Below are 19,070 nucleotides of genomic sequence, written 5' to 3'. Positions count from 1 at the left end.
TCCCCTCTCCCCGGCGGGGAGAGGGTGAGGTTGAGCGATTAATGCGCCCCTTTCGCCTGGGTCACAATCTCTTCCAGGTTCTCAGGCATTGGCTCATACGGTGTCTCTTTTGCCGTCGGCTTGTCTTCTTTCAGCGCCGCCAGTGCAGTCTTCAGAGAATACAACGCCAGCACCACAACCACCACCATAAAGAAGATGGTCAGTCCGGCGTCCAGACGGTTGTTAAACACCAGCTGCGACAGTTGTGATTCCGTATATTGCGCCGGGATCTTACCGCTGTCGATCATCGCCTGGAACTTGTTGGCGATAGCCAGGAAGCCCACTTTGTTGTCCGGGCTGAAGGCTTTCTGCCAGCCTGCCGTCAGGGTACAAATCAGCAGCCATGCGGTTGGCAGTAACGCCACCCACGCATAACGCTGACGCTTCATCTTGAACAACACTACCGCACAGAGCATCAGCGCCATGCCCGCCAGCATCTGGTTGGCAATACCAAACAGCGGCCACAGGGTGTTAATCCCCCCCAGTGGATCGACGACGCCCTGATGGAGGAAATATCCCCACGCCAGTACACACAGCGCCGTTGCCAGCAGGTTCGCCGGTAATGAATCGGTACGTTTCAGGTTCGGTGAGATCACCCCCAGCAGATCCTGCAACATAAAGCGTGCCGCACGCGTTCCTGCATCCACCGCCGTCAGAATAAACAGCGCTTCAAACAGAATGGCGAAGTGATACCAGAACGACACGTCCATCAGCCCGCCCAGCGCGCCGTGCAGAATATACGCCATACCCACCGCCAGCGTTGGCGCGCCCCCCGCACGGGAAATAATAGACTGCTCGCCCACTTCACTGGCGATATGGGTCAACGTGTCTGGGGTAATGGCAAAGCCCCAGCCGCTCACCACCTGCGCGGCAGAGGCCACCACGTCAACGGTGCCGGCCGGTGCCAGCAGCGCCATTGGGCTGTTCATCGCGAAGTAAACGCCCGGGTCGATAATACAGGCGGAGACCAGCGCCATTATCGCCACGAACGATTCCATCAGCATGCCGCCGTAGCCAATCAGGCAGGCCTGATTCTCATTAGCGAGCATTTTCGGCGTGGTACCGGAGGCAATCAGCGCGTGGAAGCCAGACACCGCGCCACAGGCGATGGTGATAAACAGGAACGGGAACAGGTTGCCGGTCCAGACCGGGCCGGTGCCATCAATAAATTTGGTCAGCGCAGGCATGGTCAGCGTTGGGCGCATAATTAAAATGCCGATTGCCAGCCCCACAATCGTGCCAATTTTCAGGAAGGTGGAGAGGTAATCGCGCGGGGCCAGCAGCAGCCACACCGGCAGCACCGCCGCCACAAATCCGTACCCTACCAGCATCCACGTCAGCTGTACGCCGGTGAAATCGAAGAACGGTGCCCACGTCGGGCTCTCAGCCACCCAGCCGCCGGAGATAATGGCAAACACCAGAAAGACCAGGCCGATGACCGACACTTCACCAATGCGTCCCGGACGCAGGTAGCGAATGTAGATCCCCATAAACAGCGCCAGCGGAATGGTAAAGGCCACGGTATAGGTTCCCCACGGACTGTGGGTCAGCGCTTTCACCACGATCATCGCCAGCACCGCGAGGATGATCACCATGATCATAAAGGTCGCGATCAGGGCGATCACCCCGGCCGTGGCTCCCATCTCCTCTTTCACCAGCTCACCGAGCGAACGTCCGTCGCGGCGGGTGGAGACGAACAGCACCATAAAGTCCTGCACCGCACCGGCCAGTACGACGCCCGCGAGGATCCAGATCATCCCCGGCAGATAACCCATCTGCGCCGCCAGGACCGGCCCCACCAGCGGGCCCGCGCCGGCAATCGCCGCAAAATGGTGACCGAACAGCACTTTCTTGTCGGTAGGCACATAGTCCAGACCGTCGTTATGACGAACCGCAGGCGTCATGCGCGTGCCGTCGACCCCTAACACCGTCTTCGCGATATAGCGGCCATAAAAACGGTACGCGATCAGATAAATACAGACCGAGGCGACAACGATCCACAGCGCGTTGATCTGTTCCCCCCGGTTGAGGGCGATATAGCCCAGGGCAAATGCTCCCACAACGGAGAGCCCTGCCCACGTAAGGTATTTCCCTGAGTTGTTCATAGTTGTTGTCCGTTGTTGTGAAACAGTGAGATGTTACATTTTGTTTCTAGAACAACGCTCAAAATTTAACAACTTTGAAACGCAATAATGCGTGGTCAAACCAGACATTTACACCACATTGTTAAGCCGATCACCTTCCACTGAAACACCCCTGCCGCCACGGGTCACACTTTTGCTTTTTTCGTCCCGACACCGCCTTACGAAATGATTTGTATCATTTTTTTTGCTCAAAACCTCGCCAGAATGACCCTGCGCAATCGCGTGCATACAAGGAAAAGGATATGAACAGTTCAGTACCTCAGGATCTCAAGGTCGGGCCCGGCGCGTACGTTGCGCTGGCATTCGCAGCCGTTTTCTTCTCTGGCCTGCTGGGCGGAAAAGAGTGGTACGGCGTGTTTGATTTCACCACCCTCAACGGTGCGTTTGGCAAGGTGGTCAGCAAGGCCAGCCTTGAAGACGGCACCCTGACTACCGCCACCAGCGCCTTTCGCGGTACCGGCGGCAGTGGCGCAATGGACGGGTTTCTCTTTGCGCTCGGTTTAATTCCGGCCGTGATGTTTGCCCTCGGGATGATCAACGTGCTGGAGCACTATGGTGCGCTGCGTGCGGCACGTAAGCTGTTAACGCCGCTGCTGCGCCCGCTGCTGGGCATTCCGGGCACCACCGGGCTGGCGTTGATTGGCAGCCTGCAGAGCACCGATGTGGGTGCATCCCTCACCCGCAACCTGTCCGATGAAGGGCAGATTAGCGAAAAAGAGAAAGACGTTTTCGCCATGTTCCAGTTCTCCGCCGGGGCGATGATCACCAACTTTTTCTCCTCTGGTGCCATCCTCTTTACCCTGGTCGCCGTTGACGGGACGGCCGCGTTGCCGACCTCCATTGGTGCCTGCATCGCCGTGATGTTCATCATGAAGATTGTCGGCGCGAATCTGCTGCGCCTGATCCTGACCGTCATCGGCAAAGATGCCCCTGAGCAACAACCGACACAAGGAGAGACCGTATGAGTGCCCCACAATCTCATCCCGTGATTACCGATGTGTTTGTCGAAGGCGCACGCAAGGGCTGGAGTATTGCCACCGGCAGCACCCTGCCCAACGTGGTCATGGCTTTTATCATCATCAAGGCGCTGGAAATTACCGGGGCACTGAAAGGGCTGGGGATGATCTTCTCCCCGCTGATGGGCCTGTTTGGCCTGCCGGGTGAAGCGGCTGCCGTGCTGATTGGCGGCTGGATGTCGATGGGCGGTGGGATCGGCGTGGCGATCGGCCTGTTTGATAAAGGGATTATTACCGGCGAGCACCTGGCGATTCTGGCACCTGCTATCTATCTGATGGGCTCACAGGTGCAGTATCTCGGCCGCATTCTGGGTGTGATCGGCACCCGCGCCAAACGTATTCCGCTGATGATTGCCATTTCGGTCATCAACGCCTTCTTAGCCATGCTGCTGATGCGCATTATTCTCTGAACAGGACGTTAATATGAACCTTGACCATTATATTGAAGAGCTGAAAACCCTGGTGAACGTGGACTGCGGCACCCGTACTGTCGCAGGCGTCGAAACCGTGGCTGGCATTATTGAAACGCTCTGGCAGCGCGAAGGCTGGCACACCGAACGGGTCAATCTGGGCGACAAGGTCGGCCCGGGCGTATTCGTCAGTAATAAGCCACAGGCGGCACAGTTCGACGTTCTGCTGGTCGGCCATCTTGATACGGTATTTGCCCCCGGCACCGTCGCTGAGCGCCCGCTGAGCGAGGACGCCACCCGTCTTTATGGCCCTGGCGTATCGGATATGAAGAGCGGCCTGCTGAATATCTTGTGGGCGATGCGTGAGCTGGACGCAGCCGACCACGATCGTCTGGCCATTGCGATCGCCATGAATCCCGACGAGGAGACCGGCTCCGTCTATTCACACGAATGGATTGGCGAACTGGCAAAACGCGCCCGCTGCGTGCTGGTATGCGAAGCCGCGCGCGCCGACGGTTCGCTGGTGAAGGCTCGCAAAGGGATGGCGGGCTATCACCTGACGTTCAGCGGCGTGGCGGCACACGCGGGTAACGAACCAGAGAAAGGCCGCTCGGCGATAACCGCCCTGGCAAACAGCATTATTGCCATTAATGCCCTGACCGACCAGGAACGTGGCACCACGCTCAACGTTGGGGTGATCCACGGCGGCAGCGCGGCAAACGTGGTGGCCGATAAAGCCGCTGCCGAGCTGGACGTGCGTTTCTGGGAAAACGATGAGTACAGCCGGGTGAACCAGGCGCTTGAGGCATTGTGTGAAAAAGGCTTTTTAGAGGGCGTCACGACCTCGCTGACGCGCGTGAACCACAAACCGGCGATGGCAGCGAGTAAAGCCACGCAGGCGCTGATGCAGCAGGTCGAAGCGGCAGGTCAGGCGGAAGGAATAGCCATTACCTGGCAGGCGGTCGGTGGTGGCAGTGATGCCAACCACACCGCCGCGCTGGGCATTCCGACCCTGGACGGGCTGGGGCCAATCGGTGCCGGGTTCCACAGCCCGGCGGAGTGGCTGGATAAAGCGTCGATTGCGCCGAGAATACGCTTGTTGAAGCGGGTGATTTCAATGCTGTAAGCCTTCCCCCTCTCCCCAGCGGGGAGAGGGATGTTGACCGTGCAACGCTAGCCCAAAATTTGGGTACTCAACCGGCAGGTACAGCACCGCCGCCCCTGCTCGTCGAACACCACAATCTCCCAGCTCTGGCTGGTTCGCCCAAGATGCAACGGCTGACACACTCCGCGCACCTTCCCATGCGATACCGCGCGATGGTGCGTTGCGTTCAGCTCCGTTCCCACCACGCTTTGTCCGTCGCGGGTCATCAGAAACCCGGCCATCGACCCCAGTGTTTCCGCCAGCGCCGCCGACGCCCCGCCGTGCAGCAGACCGAACGGCTGATGGGTACGCGCATCCACGGGCATTTCGGCCTCAAGCGTATCGTCACCGATGCGGGTATAGACGATGCCCAGATGCGCCACCATGGAGTTCAGACTGGTGGCGTTCATTTCTTCACGCGATAAGTGACGTTTCCAGATCATCTACGCCCCCAGCGTGGAGCCGCCGTCCACCACGATATCCTGCAACGTGATATGGCTGGCAGCATCGGACGCGAGGAACAGCACCGTGCTGGCAATCTCCTGCGGACGGGCGATTTTGCCCAGCGGAATACCGAGCTTGAACTGCTCGCCAAAGCCGCGAATACGCTGCTGCTCAGCATCGTCGCTTTTCCACAGGATGCGCTGCATATCGGTATCCGTTGACCCGGGCGACACCAGATTACAGCGCACGCCACTGCCCGCCAGCTCAAGCCCGACGGTCAGCGCCAGGCTTTTTAGCGCCGCTTTCGACGCACCGTAGGCGCTCATGCCGATACGCGGCGTGTGGGCCGCGTCAGACGCCACGGTGACAATCGCCCCGCTTTGCTGGCGACGGAACTGGCCCATCGTCTGCTGGAACAGGTTAAATGCCCCGCCGACATTAACCGCAAAGGTCTGCTGCCAGTCCTCCTGCGCAATCTGGTCGGTCGCGCCCATACGCAGAATTCCCGCCGCGTTCACCAGCACGTCCAGACGCTCAAGCCTCGCCAGCGCGCGCCCGCACACCTCGCGGACCTGTGCGGCATCCGCGATGTCCAGCGTTTCGGTGGCAAAGGGATACGCTTCCTGCGGGAAGGCCAGGTCGAATCCGGTGACCTGCGCGCCCGCTTCAACAAACGCCCGTGCCGTCGCGTAACCGATGCCCTTACCCGCGCCCGTTACCCAGACGGTTTTGCCGGTAAAATCGAACCCGGCCATCACTTCACCTCGCGGGAGAGCAGCGCCCACCAGGCGTCGAGGGTGGGATTTTTCGCCAGCATCACGAAGTCGATATCGCCGTGCACTTTGCGCCAGCGGGCGGCCAGCGCCATCATGCGCACCGAGTCCAGGCCGTAGTCGATCAGGTTTTCGTCATCCATCGGCTCATCTGATTCATCCAGCAGCGGCAGGATGATGTCACGCAGCGCCGCTTTCGTGGCCGGAATGGACGGCAGCAGGTCGTCCGTCATAACCACCCGGCCGGCGCGCCCTGCGACGTAGTTCAGGGACATCAGGTGCTCATCGCGGGAAAAATCGGCCAGCGCATCGGCGATAAAGAACGGTTTGATATCCCGCATAAAGGCGTCTGTAGCGGTCGTCATGCAGCCAATATGGGCGTAAACCCCGGTGATCAGCAGCTGGTTGCGCCCCGTCTCTTTCAGCATCAACTCCAGCGGCGAGCGGTGGAACGCGCTGTAGCGCCACTTCACCAGTACCGTATCGGCTTCATCCGGCGTCAGCTGAGACACAATGCGCTGCTGCTCTGGTGAGCGGGTCAGCCCCGGTCCCCACATATCGTTCAGCAGGGCGCGGTCTTCATCGCTCTGCGCTTGCGGCTGAGCGGTGTAGTAAACCGGAATATTGTGTTGCTTGCAGTAATCGCGAAGTCTGGCGATATTCGCGACCACCTGGGCCATCATCGGGCTGTTTTCGCCCCAGAAGTTCAGGAAATACTCCTGCATATCATGGATCAACAGCGCGGCACGTTCTGGCTCAAACGCCCAGTTCACTTTGTTGTCTGGCAGATCTGCGGCCGTCGGCAGCGCATAAGCGGTTAATTGTGGAATGGCCATACTCTGTTCCTTAGCCCCGGGCGCGTTCAGCTAGCCACAGGCGCAACTGTTTCTTATCGACTTTGCCGACGGGCGTTAACGGAAGCGCATCAACGCTCTCCACGCGGTCCGGCAGTTTAAATTCTGCAACGCCCTGCTCACGCAGGAAGCGGCGCACCTCCACCGCACGCAGTGGCTCTTTCACCACCAGATACGCGCAGCTCTTTTCACCCAGCAGGCTGTCCTCCATGCTCACCAGGGCCGCGTGGATCACCGCGTCGTGGCGCAGCAGCAGGTTTTCAATCTCTTCTGCGGCAATCTTTTCGCCGCCGCGGTTGATCTGATCTTTCTCCCGTCCCTGAACGGTGATGTAGCCCTGTTCGTCAATGGCGATCAGATCCCCGGAGCAGTAAAAGCCGTCTGCATCAAAGGCGCTGGCGTTGTGCTCCGGACTGTTGAAATAGCCGCGGAAGGTATACGGCCCGCGGGTCATCAGGCGCCCGACTTCACCGCGCGGGAGCGGATTACCGTGCTCGTCCGCCACCCACACTTCGTCATCCGGGCACATCGGGCACCCCTGCGTATTGATAATGCGTTCCGGCGTATCATCGAGCGCGGTGTAGTTCACCAGCCCTTCCGCCATACCAAACACCTGCTGCAGCTGGCAGCCAATTTCTGCCGGAATACGCGCCGCGAGCGACGCGGACAGGCGCGCCCCACCGACCTGCAGCAGCGTCAGCGATGAGAGCGGAGCATTCCCTGCACCGTCGGCAATCGCCTGCAGCCACAGGCTGACAGCCGGGGGCACCAGCGAGGTAACCGTAATCTGATGTTTTTCTATCAGCGGGAAGCAGATTGTGGCGCTCGGATCGTTTGCCAGCACCACGCAGCCCCCCGCCGTAAAGACGCCTAACGAGCCGGGTGAGCTCATGGCGTAGTTATGGGCCGCTGGCAGCGCATTCAGATAACGCGTGTCCGCGGTAATCCCGCAGATCGCATTGCTGCGACGGATGCTGTAGTCATAGTCGTTATGCGTACGCGGGATCAGCTTCGGCGTGCCGGTGCTCCCGCCCGAGAGCTGGAAGAACGCCACTTCGTCGGCAGGAGTCGGGTTCGGAATGAAATTTTCTGCCGGATGCGCAATCGCCGCGTCCAGCGCATGTTCACCTTTGTCGCCGCGCAGCAGCACGACACGTACCGAACGGTGCTCATCGACAAAAGTATTGAGGAAGTCATCCCCTGCAAACAGGGCGTGCTCGCGATCGGCTATCAGCAGCGCAGGTTTGATCTGCGCGGCGTAGGCGTTCAGCTCCGAGCGCTGATGGCTAAAGAGCGCATTGACCGGCGCCACGCCCACCTGCAGCAGAGCGAAAAAGGTCATGTAAAACTCGCACACGTTGCCAAGCTGCACCAGCGCCGTTTCACCGCGATGAAGCCCCAACGCCTGCAGCCGCGATGCCAGGTTATTCACGGCCTGGTTAAACTCGCGGTACGTTATGCGACGGTCACCGTCGACGATCGCCACCGCATCGTTATTCGCCTGATCCGTCAGGATGTGGGTCAGCGGCAGATCCTGCCAGTAGCCTTTTTCACGGTAGCGCCGGGCAAAATCCTCGGGCCAACGGGTAAAGGGAAGGGTCATGAGTGTTCCTTAATGCAAACCGAAAACATTGAGCATGGTGGAGAGTTTTACGCCGGTTTCACGCCACTCGCCCACGGGTGAAGAGGCCGGGACAATGCCCGCGCCGGCAAACAGACGAACGGTATTCTGCTGCAGACGTGCGCAGCGGATGGTGACCACCCATTCGCCATTGCCTTCACTGTCACACCAGCCGACGATGCCGCCGAACAGCTCGCGATCGAACGGCTCCAGCCCGGCGATCAACGCCTTAGCAGCCTGATGCGGGAAACCGCTCAGGGCTGGCGTCGGGTGCAGCAGGCAGGCCAGCGTCAGCGCGTTTTCGTTTTCACGCGCCTCACCTTCCACCGGCGTGGCCAGATGCCAGAGCGTGGGAGTGGTGATCAACTGTGGGGAGGACGGCATGCTGAGATGATGGCTGCGCGGTTTGAGAATGGCTTTCATCGCCTGGGTCACCAGGTCATGCTCGTGACGATCTTTTTCGGACGCCAGCAGCTTGTTGCCCGCCTCACGATCCAGCACGTCATCCGGCTGACGACGCGCGGAGCCTGCCAGCGGCAGAGAGCTAAAATGCGCCCCTTCTTTACGCAGCAGCAGTTCCGGGCTTGCGCCGAGCAGCACGCCACCGTCTTCCAGCGGTACGTGGAAGTTGTAGCTTGCCGGGTTCTGGGCGATCAGCCGCTCCATGAGCGCACCGCTATCAATCGGTTTGTCGGTGACGATATCAATCAGGCGCGACAGCACCACTTTGTTCACCTGCGGCGTGGCGGTGAGGGCAGCCGCGCGGGCGACCATCTCTTCAAATACCGGCTGCGGCGGGATCTCGGTGCGTTTTTCCACCTTCAGCGCCTGTGAGCCAGCAACATAGCGGGCGGACTGCTGACGCGCCGGGCGAGAAAAGGTCTGCCAGCGTTGCGGAATAAACAGAGACGACGGCTTGCGGGTATCAAACGGAATGGCACCCACCATCACAGGATGGGCAATGCCGCTGGCTTTTGCGTTGCGGAAAGCCTGGGCTAATTTCTGCTGAAACTGTCCTGCCGGATCGTCACCCCCGACGGCGGATTCAGAGAAGCGGGAAAAACAGCCGGACGTGGTAAAACTGCGGTAAGGCGACATAAAGAAAAAGCTGTCTGATTGCAGCGTGCTGGCGGTGTGCTGAACTTCCTCAGCCAGGGACGTATCCATTTCATCCTCCTAAAATGATAAAGGCAGTAATAATGATTATCATTTATATTTACGCTCGCTAACCTAATCTCACATCGCGTCGCTGTCAACCGCAGAGCAAACATCTTCTTCGGGTAACGCTTGCATCCCGTCGTCGCAGACATGAAAATGAGAAGCATTAACTTCAACAGAAACAGGATGCCACGTTGTGAAATGTCTTGCCGTCTGCCGTAATCCCCTGCTTTTCATCGGACTTTTTGTTTTAGGACTTACCTCAGCGCTTGCCGCCGACTGGCCGCGTCAGGTGACAGACAGCCGCGGCGTGCATACGCTTGAGCACAAACCGACGCGCATCGTCTCCACCAGCGTGACCCTGACCGGCTCCCTGCTGGCGATTGACGCGCCGGTCATTGCCAGCGGCGCCACCACGCCCAACAATCGCGTGGCGGATGCGCAGGGATTCCTGCGCCAGTGGGGCGATATTGCGAAACAGCGTCAGCTTGCGCGTCTGTACATTGGCGAGCCGAGCGCCGAAGCGGTGGCCGCCCAGATGCCGGACCTGATTTTGATCAGTGCCACCGGCGGGGATTCGGCGCTGGCGTTGTATGACCAGCTTTCAGCTATCGCGCCGACGCTTGTTATTAACTACGACGACAAAAGCTGGCAGGCGCTGCTAAAACAGCTCGGCACAATCACGGGTCAGGAAAAACAGGCCGCCGAGCGCATCGCCGCGTTTGATAAGCAGCTTGCCCAGGTGAAACAGCAGATGACATTACCGCCGCAGCCGGTGAACGCCATCGTCTACACCGCCGCCGCACACTCGGCAAACCTGTGGACGACGGAATCCGCTCAGGGCCAGTTATTACAGCAGTTGGGCTTTACGCTGGCTGAACTGCCTGCCGGATTGCACACCTCCAAAAGCCAGGGTCAGCGTCACGATATTATTCAGTTAGGCGGGGAAAATCTGGCAACCGGGCTGAACGGCGAAGGGCTGTTCCTGTTTGCCGGTGATCAGAAAGATGTGGATGCGATTTACGCCAATCCGCTGCTGGCGCACCTTCCTGCCGTGCAGAACAAGCGCGTCTGGGCACTGGGAACAGAGACGTTCCGCCTGGATTATTACAGTGCAATGCGGGTACTGCAGCGTTTAGACGCACTGTTCAGGTAAGAGGCTAACCCGGCCCTCTTGGTGAGAGGGCCGGTGTGAACGCGTCAGGCCGCACTGTCGTTCAACACAACCTCCTGCCTGAACCGACGCAGCTCAACCAGGACCACCAGCAATATCACTCCCAGCATAGCCAGGACAAAGCCGCTGCTGCTCGCTGAAGCCACCGGGGTCATTATCGCCCCCAGCCCGCCGAGGATAGCCGCGCCAATGGCATCGCCCGTCACGTTCTGCGCGGTCCACAGACCGTTGATACGCCCCAGCATCCCTTCCGGCGTCTGGGTCTGGATCAGGGTGTACTGCAGCAATGAACTGATGGCGCTTAGCCAGCCAAAAATCACCAGGCACATTACGCCCAGCGCCCATACCGGCATCAGGCTGAAGAAACCAATCGCAATAAACGACGCCAGGGTAGCCAGCAGCATGATCAGCCCGGGACGCGCACTCTGCGCCAGGTTACCGCTGGTCAGCGCGCCGCATGCCGCGCCGAGCGGAATAGCCGCGTACAGCACGCCGATTTCCGACGCGCTCATCTGCCACACGCCCGCCAGCGCCGGGTAAAGCACGCGTACGGCGCTGGCCATCGTCAGCAGACCGCCGAGCAGCGCAATGCCACCTATCAACGGATTGCTGAACAGAAAACGGATCGCGGCCATTAGTGATGTCAGCGGATGTTCGCGCGGCTGTGGCGGAGGCGGCAGACGCGGCAAACGCAGGAGCGTGAGCGTAGTGATAAAGGTGCCCGCCGCCGCCAGCCCGTAGTTCCACGCCACGTTGCCGGTCGCCAGCAGCAGGCCACCGACCATCGGTGAAATTACCGACCCGAGGCGCACGGTCAGCATGGTGATTGCCCCCGCCTGCATCAGGTTTTCGCGCCCGACCAGCGCGGGCGTGGCTGCCAGCAGCGCCGTGACGCCGAGTGACGCAAAAAAACCGTCCCACAGACCGAGGGCGTAAATGGCAATCAGTGACGGCTCCGGCAGCATGGCGTTCAGACACAGCCCGATAAAGCCTACGCCGCACGTGCCGCGTGCCAGCAGGATCAGTTTTTTACGCTCGTACCGGTCCGCCAGCACGCCGCCCACCATCAGGCCGATAAACATTGCCCCACCGGTTAAGGTGACCGAAAGCCCCACCAGCCAGCTGGAGTGGGTCATGGACTGGATCTGCACCGGCACGGCAACGCCAAGCAGGCCGAGGGAGAGGATGGAGATAAAACGGGCGATAAAGACAGCGCGGTATGCGGGGTGCGTCTTCAGCAGGCTGAGGTTGAGCAGCCAGGATTTTTGATTCATGACAAGGCCTTGAGTGTATTTCTACCAATTCCATTGGCGCACATGCTAACATAGCCAAATAAGATAGATAACGATAATCACTATCATTATCAAATCATGGATGTTGCTATGTCGTTTTCCTCTTCCGCGGTGCGCGCCGTTGCCGTGCCCGTGTTATTGCTACTGTTAATCCTTGCGATTGCACTCAGTTTGCTGGTCGGCGCGAAGCCGCTGCCCGCGTCCGTTATTGTCGATGCGCTCACTGGCAGCTGTCAGAGCGCCGACTGCACCATCGTGCTTGATGCCCGCCTTCCCCGTACCCTTGCCGGACTGCTGGCAGGAGGGGCGCTGGGTCTTGCCGGTGCCTTAATGCAAACGCTCACCCGTAACCCGCTGGCCGACCCCGGTATTCTTGGGGTAAACAGCGGCGCCAGCTTTGCGATTGTGCTTGGCGCGGCGCTCTTCGGTTTTACCTCTCCCTCTGAACAACTGGTGATGGCCTTCTGCGGCGCGCTGGCGGCGTCGCTGGTGGTGGCGTTTACCGGTAGCCAGGGTGGCGGACAGCTGAGTCCGGTACGCCTGACGCTGGCGGGCGTGGCGCTTGCCGCCGTGCTGGAAGGGTTATCCAACGGCATCGCCCTGCTTAACCCGGATGTTTACGACCAGCTGCGCTTCTGGCAGGCCGGTTCGCTGGATATCCGCACCCTGGCAACCTTAAAAGTGGTGGTGATCCCGGTCGTCATCGCCGCCGCCGTCGCGCTGTGTTTAAGCCGGGCGCTCAATAGCCTGAGCCTCGGGAGCGACACCGCAACCGCGCTCGGCAACCGCGTGGCGCGCACGCAGCTAACGGGTCTTGTCGCGATCACCGTACTGTGCGGCAGCGCAACTGCGGTAGTCGGCCCCATTGCTTTTATCGGCCTGATGATGCCCCACATGGCACGCTGGCTGGTGGGTGCCGATCACCGTTGGTCGCTGCCGGTCACGCTGCTGGCTACCCCTGCCCTGCTGCTGTTCGCGGATGTTGTGGGTCGCCTGCTGGTGCCTGGTGAACTGCGCGTCTCGGTGGTAAGCGCGTTTATCGGTGCACCGGTGCTGATCTTCCTCGTGCGACGTAAACGCGGAGGTGGCGCATGATGGCCCCGTCCCGACGTTTAGTCACCAGCGTGTCGTTGCTGGCCGTCGTCATTCTGATGCTGGCGGTCTGGAGCCTGCGCAGCGGCGCGGTCACGCTCGATTTCGCGCAGGTTTTTAACGCGCTGCTTGGCAGTGCACCGCGCAATGTCACCCTGGTGGTCACCGAGTGGCGACTGCCGCGCGTGGCGATGGCGATTCTGGTGGGCGCGGCGCTCGGCGTCAGCGGTGCCATTTTTCAGTCGTTGATGCGCAACCCGCTTGGCAGCCCGGACGTAATGGGGCTGAACACCGGCGCCTGGAGCGGCGTGCTGGTGGCGATGGTGCTGTTTGGTCAGCACCTGACGGCCATCACGTTCACCGCGATGACCGGCGGGATAGTCACCGCGCTCATTATCTGGGCGCTGGCCTGGCGCAACGGTATCGACACCTTCCGCCTGATCATTATCGGTATCGGCATTCGCGCCATGTTAATGGCTTTCAACACCTGGCTATTGCTGCAGGCTTCGCTCGACACCGCGCTCTCTGCCGGGCTGTGGTATGCCGGTTCACTCAATGGCCTGACGTGGGGCAAAACCTGGCCCGCTGCCCCGCTGATCCTGGTAATGTTTATTGGCGCGGTGTTGCTGGTACGCCGGATGCGCCTGCTGGAGATGGGCGATGACAGCGCCTGTGCGCTGGGCGTGGGCGTTGAGCGCTCGCGCCTGATGCTGATGCTGGTGGCAGTGTTACTGACCGCTGCCGCCACCGCCATCGCCGGGCCGATCTCGTTTATCGCGCTGGTTGCACCGCACATTGCCCGGCGCATCAGCGGCACGGCGCGCTGGGGATTAACCCAGGCGGCGCTGTGTGGCGCAGCGTTACTGCTGGCCGCCGACCTCTGCGCCCAGCGGTTATTTATGCCTTATCAACTTCCGGTAGGCGTCGTGACCGTCAGTCTCGGCGGGATTTATCTCATCGTCTTGTTAGTTCAGGAGTCACGCAAGAAATGACAAACAGTACAACCCGCTTGCGCGGCGAACACTTAACCCTCGGCTATGGCAAAAAAATCATTGCCCGTGACCTGACGGTGGCTATCCCGGACGGCCATTTTACGGCGATTATCGGCCCGAATGGCTGCGGTAAATCGACCCTGCTGCGCACCCTCAGCCGCCTGATGACGCCGGTTGAGGGCTGCGTGTATCTCGACGGCGAGCAGATCCAGCACTTTGCCAGCAAAGAGGTGGCGCGCCGTATTGGCCTGCTGGCGCAAAACGCCACCACGCCTGGGGATATCACGGTGCAGGAACTGGTCTCGCGCGGGCGCTATCCGCATCAGCCGCTGTTTACTCGCTGGCGTAAAGAGGATGATGAGGCGGTGAAGCGGGCGATGCAGGCGACGGGCATTACCGATCTGGCCCGGCAAAGCGTGGATACGCTCTCCGGCGGGCAGCGCCAGCGGGCGTGGATTGCGATGGTGCTGGCGCAGGAAACCGCCATCATGCTGCTGGACGAGCCTACCACGTGGCTGGATATCAGCCATCAGATCGATCTGCTGGAGTTGTTGAGCGAGCTGAACCGCACGCAGGGCTATACGCTGGCGGCCGTGCTGCATGATTTAAATCAGGCATGCCGCTATGCCACGCATTTGATTGCGCTGCGCGACGGCGAAATTGTGGCGCAGGGTGCGCCAAAAGAGATTGTGACGCCGGATCTGATCGCGCAGATCTACGGCATGCGCTGCATGATTATCGACGATCCCGTGGCCGGTACGCCGCTGGTGGTGCCGTTGGGCAAGCGTGCAGTCTGATGCCCTCACCCTCTCCAGAAAGAGAGGGTGAGAGTGAGGGGAAACCGCTACCCCAATATCGCCTTCAGCACCGGTCCTATCGTCTCAAACGCCTGCGGTGAAATGATATCCACGTGGGCGCAATCCTGGCTGTAAACCTCCAGTTCCCCCACCCACGGCGCCCAGGCCTGCTGCGGATCCAGCGTTTGCGTGCGCCCGGCAACAAACAACGTCGCTTTACCGTCGAACCGTGAACTGTGCGCCGTTGTCAGCAGGCGGACGGCATCGGCGTAATTCCCTTCGATGGCGTTAAAGAGCTCGCCAGAGCCTTGTCCCTGCTGCGCGGCGATAAACGCCTGACGCTCGCGTTCAATTTCTGCCAGTACGTCCGGATCGAGACCATTGGCCTCTTTCTCTGCCCAGTTCTGGGTTTCCGGCGGCCAGGTATCCAGCAAGCCGAGAAACGCCACCGCGTCCCCCTGCTCGCGCAGACGGGCCGCAATGCCCTGCGCCAGCGTGCCGCCAAGCGAGTAGCCGAACAGATAATACGGCCCCTGCGGCTGTTGCGCGCGCAGCGTCTGCAGATGCTGTTCGATCACCTCGTCCAGCGTAGCGCACTGCTGCATCGGCCCTTCCGGACGCGGCGACTGAATGCCGGTGATTGACCAGCGCGGGCTGAGATAGCGCGCCAGCACGCTAAACTGCCAGGCAAAGCCGGATGCCGGATGGAAACAGAACAGCGTCGGACCGTTGCTTTCACGCAGCGGCAGAAGGGTCTCGTAGCCCAGACGCTGCGCCTGCTCGTCATTCATCGATGAATCCAGCAGCGCGCTGAGCATGCTGACCGTCGAGGCCACCATAATCTGTCCCGGCGTGACCCTGCGGGCAAACGTACGGCTGAGCTGCGCGGCCAGGCGCATCGCCAGCAGGGAATGACCGCCGAGGGCGAAGAAATCGGCATCGATATCGTTCACCTCACAACCGAGCAGGGCAGAAAATGCCTGCGCGACGGCCACTTCAGCGTCTGTTTCTGGCGCCCGCCCGGACGTCTTGCGGGTCAATTCCGGCAACGGAAGCGCCTTGCGGTCAAGCTTTCCGTTGGCAGAGAGCGGCAGCGCGCTGATTTGCAGCAGCACCACCGGCACCATATGGGGCGGCAATTGAGCTTTAAGCGAGTGCAGCAGCGCATCGCGGTCCAGCGGCAAGCCGGACCCGGAGACGACATACCCTACCAGTTGTCGGGCATCGCCCCCGGTTGCCGCCGCCTGATTAAAGACGCACGCGTGCGCTACGGCCTGCGCCACGTCAGGCAGCGAAAGCATCGCACGATCGATTTCGCCAAGTTCGATACGCTGACCACGAATTTTCAGCTGATCGTCACTGCGGCCCAGATATTCCACCGCGCCGTTATCCAGCCAGCGCGCCACGTCACCGGTGCGGTACATCCGCTCGCCAGGTGCAAAGGGATCGGCAATAAAGCGGCTGGCGGTCAGGTCCGGACGACCGAGATACCCCTGCGCAAGCTGGATCCCGGTAAGATAGAGGTCACCGGCCACGCCGAACGGCACCGGACGCATCATCGCATCCAGAATGCGCAGCCCCGTATTCCACACCGGGAAGCCAATCGGCACGCTGTTGCCCGCTACCGCCGCCAGTTCCGGACCCGACGCCGGATACCAGCTCACGTCCACCGCCGCTTCTGTTGGACCATAAAGGTTATGCAACGGGACATGAGTAAGGTGCTCCCACTCCCGACACAGTTCTGTCGGCAGCGCTTCCCCACTGCAGAACACCTGCTTCAGGGTCTGACAGCAGTCGGCATTTCCCGGCGTCAGCGAGGCAACGAATGCCGCCAGCATCGACGGCACAAAGTGTGTCGTGGTCACGCCATAATGCGCGAAGAAGTTCTGCATCGCCTGCGGATCGCGGTGCGCGTCCGGCTCGGCCATCACCAGCTTCGCGCCGGCGATAAAGGGCCACCAGAACTCCCAGACCGAGACGTCAAAACTGCACGGCGTCTTCTGCGCCACCACGTCATGCGCGTCCAGCGGATAGTGATCCTGCATCCACATCAGGCGATTAACGATGGCGGTATGCCCTACCATCACGCCTTTTGGCCGCCCCGTTGAGCCTGAGGTAAAGATGATGTACGCCGTGTGCGCCGGCTTTGCCAGCCGCAGCGGTTCACTGCCCGCTGGGGGTAATAGTGTGTTGTAACTAAATACAGGGACCGGCAGATCGCTAAAGCGCGAAAGCTGATCGTCAGAGGCGATCAGCAGGGACGGTTTCGCGTCCTCCAGCATCATGCGCAGACGATCGTCCGGGTAACCGGTATCCAGCGGCAACCACGCGGCACCCGCCTCCACGATACCGTGTAGCGCCAGGGTAAGAAACACCGAGCGCGGCAGGGCTACCGCCACGCTGTCGCCAGGCTTAACGCCGCGTTCCCGCAGTAATGTCGCAAGAGCCACCACCTGCTCGCGCATCTGGCGGTAATTCAGTTCGATGTGCGCATCAGCAAGCGCGGGGGCATCCGGCGTTTTATCCGCCTGGTCTGCCACCAGCTGAGCCAGCGTGGTTGACGGTAGCGCCAGCCCGGTATCATTGATACGCGCCAGCTGCTGGTATTCCTGCTCTGAAACGGTTTCTGCTTCGCCGCAGCGCAAATCCGGGTTGGCAGCAAACTGCATCAGCATGGCGTTCAGGCGTGCAACGTGGCGCGTTAGCGTCGCTTCATCGTAGCGCTGCTTATTGGCAAGGATTTCAATACTCAGTCCGCCCTGCTCGTCCGGGAACAGCGCCAGTTCAAGGTCATTGACCGGGCCAGTGGCCAGCGTATGGGTGATGGCGTCCACGCCATCCATATCCAGCTGATAATCAAACACCTTGACGTTCAGTACCGGGCCAAACAGCGCGTCATCGCCCGCGGCACGTCCGCTGTCGCGCACGATCTGCTCGGCGTCATAACGCTGATGGCGACGCATTTTTTTCAGCTGATTTGCCAGACGATGCGCCAGCGCAGGCAGGCTTTCGTGCGGGGCAATGTTCACCGCCAGCGGCAGCACGTTCAGCACCGGACCGGTTGCCGTTAAGGCCGCCGACCCCATTCGGCGCATAAAGATAAACCCGGCGGCGTAGTCCAGCCGTCCGGTCAGACGCCCGATCCACAGCGCCACCAGCGCAAGCGCCAGATCGGTACGCTGAACCGGCCCCGCCGCCTGAGCAAGCCGGGTAAAGGCGCGGCGGTCAGCCGTCACCTTCAGACGCAGAATATCGGTGGTTGCCGCACGGCCCGGCAGCGGTGCCGACGACAGCGAGACCGGGGAAGGAAGCTGCTTACGCTGCTCCGCCCAGAACGCCCCGTCGCGCTGATACGCTTCGCTGTCGCGATAGCGCTGGTACTCCTCCACCACCTCGGCGAAAGGGGTAAACGGCGACGCGGGCGTGGGCTCGCCGTTTTGCCATGCGCGATAAATGGCGGCGATCTGGCGGGTAATCGCCGGAAAACTGAAGCCATCCACCACCAGATGATGATATCGCTGATACCAGTACCAGTGCCCTTCGCCTACCTGAATCAGCTGATGGAACGCCAGCGGCTGACCGCTGTCCACGCGCAGGTTCTGGTTTAAATCCGCCGCCATCAGGGCCATCGCCGCGTCATGGGATTCGGCGCGAACCACGGACGGTTCAGGCAGTGACATAGCGTCATCCACCCACTGCCACACCTCGCCATTCTCTTGCACAAAACGCATGCGCAGAGTGTCGGCCTGCCTCATCCCTTCAACAATGGCTTTTGCCAGCAGCGATGCGTCAATATTGCCCTTCAGCTCGGTGTAGTGTGCCACGCTCCAGGCGTTTGGCAGGGAGGAAAGCTGCTCCGCCATCCAGATACCCGGCTGGGCGGCGACAAGGGGAAGACGGTTCATGCTTTCTCTCCCGCAAAATAAGACGGTTGCAGGGTTTGCCAGTGGTCGGCGAGCCACTGCTGACAGGCTTCCTGAGACTGCGCTTCACAGACCACGCGCCAGCCCGCCGGCAGCTGGCACTGCTGCGGCCACAGACTGTACTGTCCCTGGTCGTTACGCAAAATCGCAAACTGACCCTGCGGATTATCGAAAGGGTTGCTGAATTCCATACAGAC

At 60.6% G+C, this 19,070-nt stretch carries 16 protein-coding genes; 7 read left to right on the top strand and 9 right to left on the bottom strand.

Features of this window, described 5'->3' with window-relative positions:
* Positions 1-38: 38 nt before the first annotated feature.
* Positions 39-2,144, bottom strand: a complete 2,106-nt coding sequence (gene cstA / locus AC2FAP_RS00590) for a pyruvate/proton symporter CstA (protein WP_014169078.1) — start codon at positions 2,142-2,144, stop codon at positions 39-41.
* Positions 2,145-2,425: 281 nt separating this feature from the next.
* On the opposite strand from cstA, the gene AC2FAP_RS00585 reads away from it, so the two are divergent.
* The 3 genes from AC2FAP_RS00585 to AC2FAP_RS00575 are packed head-to-tail and all read left to right on the top strand — an operon-like array spanning position 2,426 to position 4,735.
* Positions 2,426-3,148, top strand: coding sequence for a nucleoside recognition domain-containing protein (locus tag AC2FAP_RS00585; protein ID WP_485452808.1), 723 nt, complete (start codon positions 2,426-2,428; stop codon positions 3,146-3,148).
* Entirely contained in the window at positions 3,145-3,609 is a 465-nt protein-coding gene (locus AC2FAP_RS00580) for a YjiG family protein (protein ID WP_014169076.1), read from the top strand. The genes AC2FAP_RS00585 and AC2FAP_RS00580 overlap by 4 nt, the downstream gene beginning before the upstream one ends.
* A 13-nt stretch (positions 3,610-3,622) precedes the next feature.
* The gene (locus AC2FAP_RS00575) at positions 3,623-4,735 is read left to right on the top strand and encodes a M20 family metallopeptidase (protein ID WP_047357089.1); all 1,113 of its coding nucleotides are present in this window, start codon (positions 3,623-3,625) and stop codon (positions 4,733-4,735) included.
* Positions 4,736-4,782: 47 nt separating this feature from the next.
* Here AC2FAP_RS00575 and entH read toward each other — a convergent pair whose 3' ends face one another.
* From entH to entC, 5 genes are read right to left on the bottom strand one after another with little or no spacing between them, the layout of a single operon-like run.
* Complete coding sequence (gene entH, locus AC2FAP_RS00570; RefSeq protein WP_014169074.1) at positions 4,783-5,196, bottom strand: proofreading thioesterase EntH; 414 nt, start codon at positions 5,194-5,196, stop codon at positions 4,783-4,785.
* Positions 5,197-5,952: a 2,3-dihydro-2,3-dihydroxybenzoate dehydrogenase EntA gene (entA, locus tag AC2FAP_RS00565; protein ID WP_485452807.1), complete on the bottom strand. Its 756-nt coding sequence runs from the start codon at positions 5,950-5,952 to the stop codon at positions 5,197-5,199.
* Complete coding sequence (locus AC2FAP_RS00560) at positions 5,952-6,806, bottom strand: isochorismatase (protein WP_485452806.1); 855 nt, start codon at positions 6,804-6,806, stop codon at positions 5,952-5,954. The genes entA and AC2FAP_RS00560 overlap by 1 nt, the downstream gene beginning before the upstream one ends.
* Positions 6,807-6,816: 10 nt before the next feature.
* Positions 6,817-8,427: a (2,3-dihydroxybenzoyl)adenylate synthase EntE gene (entE, locus tag AC2FAP_RS00555; RefSeq protein ID WP_485452805.1), complete on the bottom strand. Its 1,611-nt coding sequence runs from the start codon at positions 8,425-8,427 to the stop codon at positions 6,817-6,819.
* A gap of 9 nt (positions 8,428-8,436) precedes the next feature.
* A complete protein-coding gene (gene entC / locus AC2FAP_RS00550) occupies positions 8,437-9,612 on the bottom strand; it encodes an isochorismate synthase EntC (protein WP_014169070.1) in 1,176 nt (391 codons plus the stop codon).
* Positions 9,613-9,799: 187 nt separating this feature from the next.
* On the opposite strand from entC, the gene fepB reads away from it, so the two are divergent.
* Entirely contained in the window at positions 9,800-10,759 is a 960-nt protein-coding gene (gene fepB / locus AC2FAP_RS00545; RefSeq protein ID WP_032677662.1) for a Fe2+-enterobactin ABC transporter substrate-binding protein, read from the top strand.
* Between the two features lie 44 nt (positions 10,760-10,803).
* Here fepB and entS read toward each other — a convergent pair whose 3' ends face one another.
* Positions 10,804-12,051: an enterobactin transporter EntS gene (gene entS / locus AC2FAP_RS00540; protein WP_014169068.1), complete on the bottom strand. Its 1,248-nt coding sequence runs from the start codon at positions 12,049-12,051 to the stop codon at positions 10,804-10,806.
* Between the two features lie 108 nt (positions 12,052-12,159).
* Here entS and fepD point away from each other — a divergent pair, with 108 nt between their 5' ends.
* From fepD to fepC, 3 genes are read left to right on the top strand one after another with little or no spacing between them, the layout of a single operon-like run.
* Positions 12,160-13,164: a Fe(3+)-siderophore ABC transporter permease gene (fepD, locus tag AC2FAP_RS00535; protein ID WP_032677660.1), complete on the top strand. Its 1,005-nt coding sequence runs from the start codon at positions 12,160-12,162 to the stop codon at positions 13,162-13,164.
* The gene (gene fepG, locus AC2FAP_RS00530) at positions 13,164-14,153 is read left to right on the top strand and encodes an iron-enterobactin ABC transporter permease (protein ID WP_025204701.1); all 990 of its coding nucleotides are present in this window, start codon (positions 13,164-13,166) and stop codon (positions 14,151-14,153) included. Before fepD ends, fepG begins: the two co-directional genes overlap by 1 nt.
* Positions 14,150-14,950: an iron-enterobactin ABC transporter ATP-binding protein gene (gene fepC, locus AC2FAP_RS00525; RefSeq protein ID WP_250368687.1), complete on the top strand. Its 801-nt coding sequence runs from the start codon at positions 14,150-14,152 to the stop codon at positions 14,948-14,950. The genes fepG and fepC overlap by 4 nt, the downstream gene beginning before the upstream one ends.
* 47 nt (positions 14,951-14,997) lie before the next feature.
* Here the strand turns inward: fepC and entF are convergent, their stop codons facing one another.
* Positions 14,998-18,855 (bottom strand): enterobactin non-ribosomal peptide synthetase EntF, encoded by a 3,858-nt coding sequence (gene entF / locus AC2FAP_RS00520; protein WP_410389787.1) that lies wholly within the window; start codon positions 18,853-18,855, stop codon positions 14,998-15,000.
* A complete protein-coding gene (locus AC2FAP_RS00515; RefSeq protein ID WP_014169063.1) occupies positions 18,852-19,064 on the bottom strand; it encodes an MbtH family protein in 213 nt (70 codons plus the stop codon). The genes entF and AC2FAP_RS00515 overlap by 4 nt, the downstream gene beginning before the upstream one ends.
* Positions 19,065-19,070 lie beyond the last annotated feature (6 nt).

Source organism: Enterobacter cloacae complex sp. 394I7 (assembly GCF_057320345.1).
The sequence above is the reverse complement of the archived record's forward strand: the minus strand, read 5'-3'. Positions and strand labels throughout refer to the sequence as shown.

Coding starts and splice junctions, on each gene's coding strand:
- cstA (WP_014169078.1), bottom strand. CDS start 2,144: ATGAACAACTCAGGGAAATACCTTACGTGGGCAGGGCTCTCCGTTGTG.
- entS (WP_014169068.1), bottom strand. CDS start 12,051: ATGAATCAAAAATCCTGGCTGCTCAACCTCAGCCTGCTGAAGACGCAC.
- entF (WP_410389787.1), bottom strand. CDS start 18,855: ATGAACCGTCTTCCCCTTGTCGCCGCCCAGCCGGGTATCTGGATGGCG.
- AC2FAP_RS00580 (WP_014169076.1), top strand. CDS start 3,145: ATGAGTGCCCCACAATCTCATCCCGTGATTACCGATGTGTTTGTCGAA.
- entH (WP_014169074.1), bottom strand. CDS start 5,196: ATGATCTGGAAACGTCACTTATCGCGTGAAGAAATGAACGCCACCAGT.
- entA (WP_485452807.1), bottom strand. CDS start 5,952: ATGGCCGGGTTCGATTTTACCGGCAAAACCGTCTGGGTAACGGGCGCG.
- AC2FAP_RS00575 (WP_047357089.1), top strand. CDS start 3,623: ATGAACCTTGACCATTATATTGAAGAGCTGAAAACCCTGGTGAACGTG.
- AC2FAP_RS00515 (WP_014169063.1), bottom strand. CDS start 19,064: ATGGAATTCAGCAACCCTTTCGATAATCCGCAGGGTCAGTTTGCGATT.
- AC2FAP_RS00560 (WP_485452806.1), bottom strand. CDS start 6,806: ATGGCCATTCCACAATTAACCGCTTATGCGCTGCCGACGGCCGCAGAT.
- fepG (WP_025204701.1), top strand. CDS start 13,164: ATGGCCCCGTCCCGACGTTTAGTCACCAGCGTGTCGTTGCTGGCCGTC.
- fepD (WP_032677660.1), top strand. CDS start 12,160: ATGTCGTTTTCCTCTTCCGCGGTGCGCGCCGTTGCCGTGCCCGTGTTA.
- entE (WP_485452805.1), bottom strand. CDS start 8,427: ATGACCCTTCCCTTTACCCGTTGGCCCGAGGATTTTGCCCGGCGCTAC.
- fepC (WP_250368687.1), top strand. CDS start 14,150: ATGACAAACAGTACAACCCGCTTGCGCGGCGAACACTTAACCCTCGGC.
- AC2FAP_RS00585 (WP_485452808.1), top strand. CDS start 2,426: ATGAACAGTTCAGTACCTCAGGATCTCAAGGTCGGGCCCGGCGCGTAC.
- entC (WP_014169070.1), bottom strand. CDS start 9,612: ATGGATACGTCCCTGGCTGAGGAAGTTCAGCACACCGCCAGCACGCTG.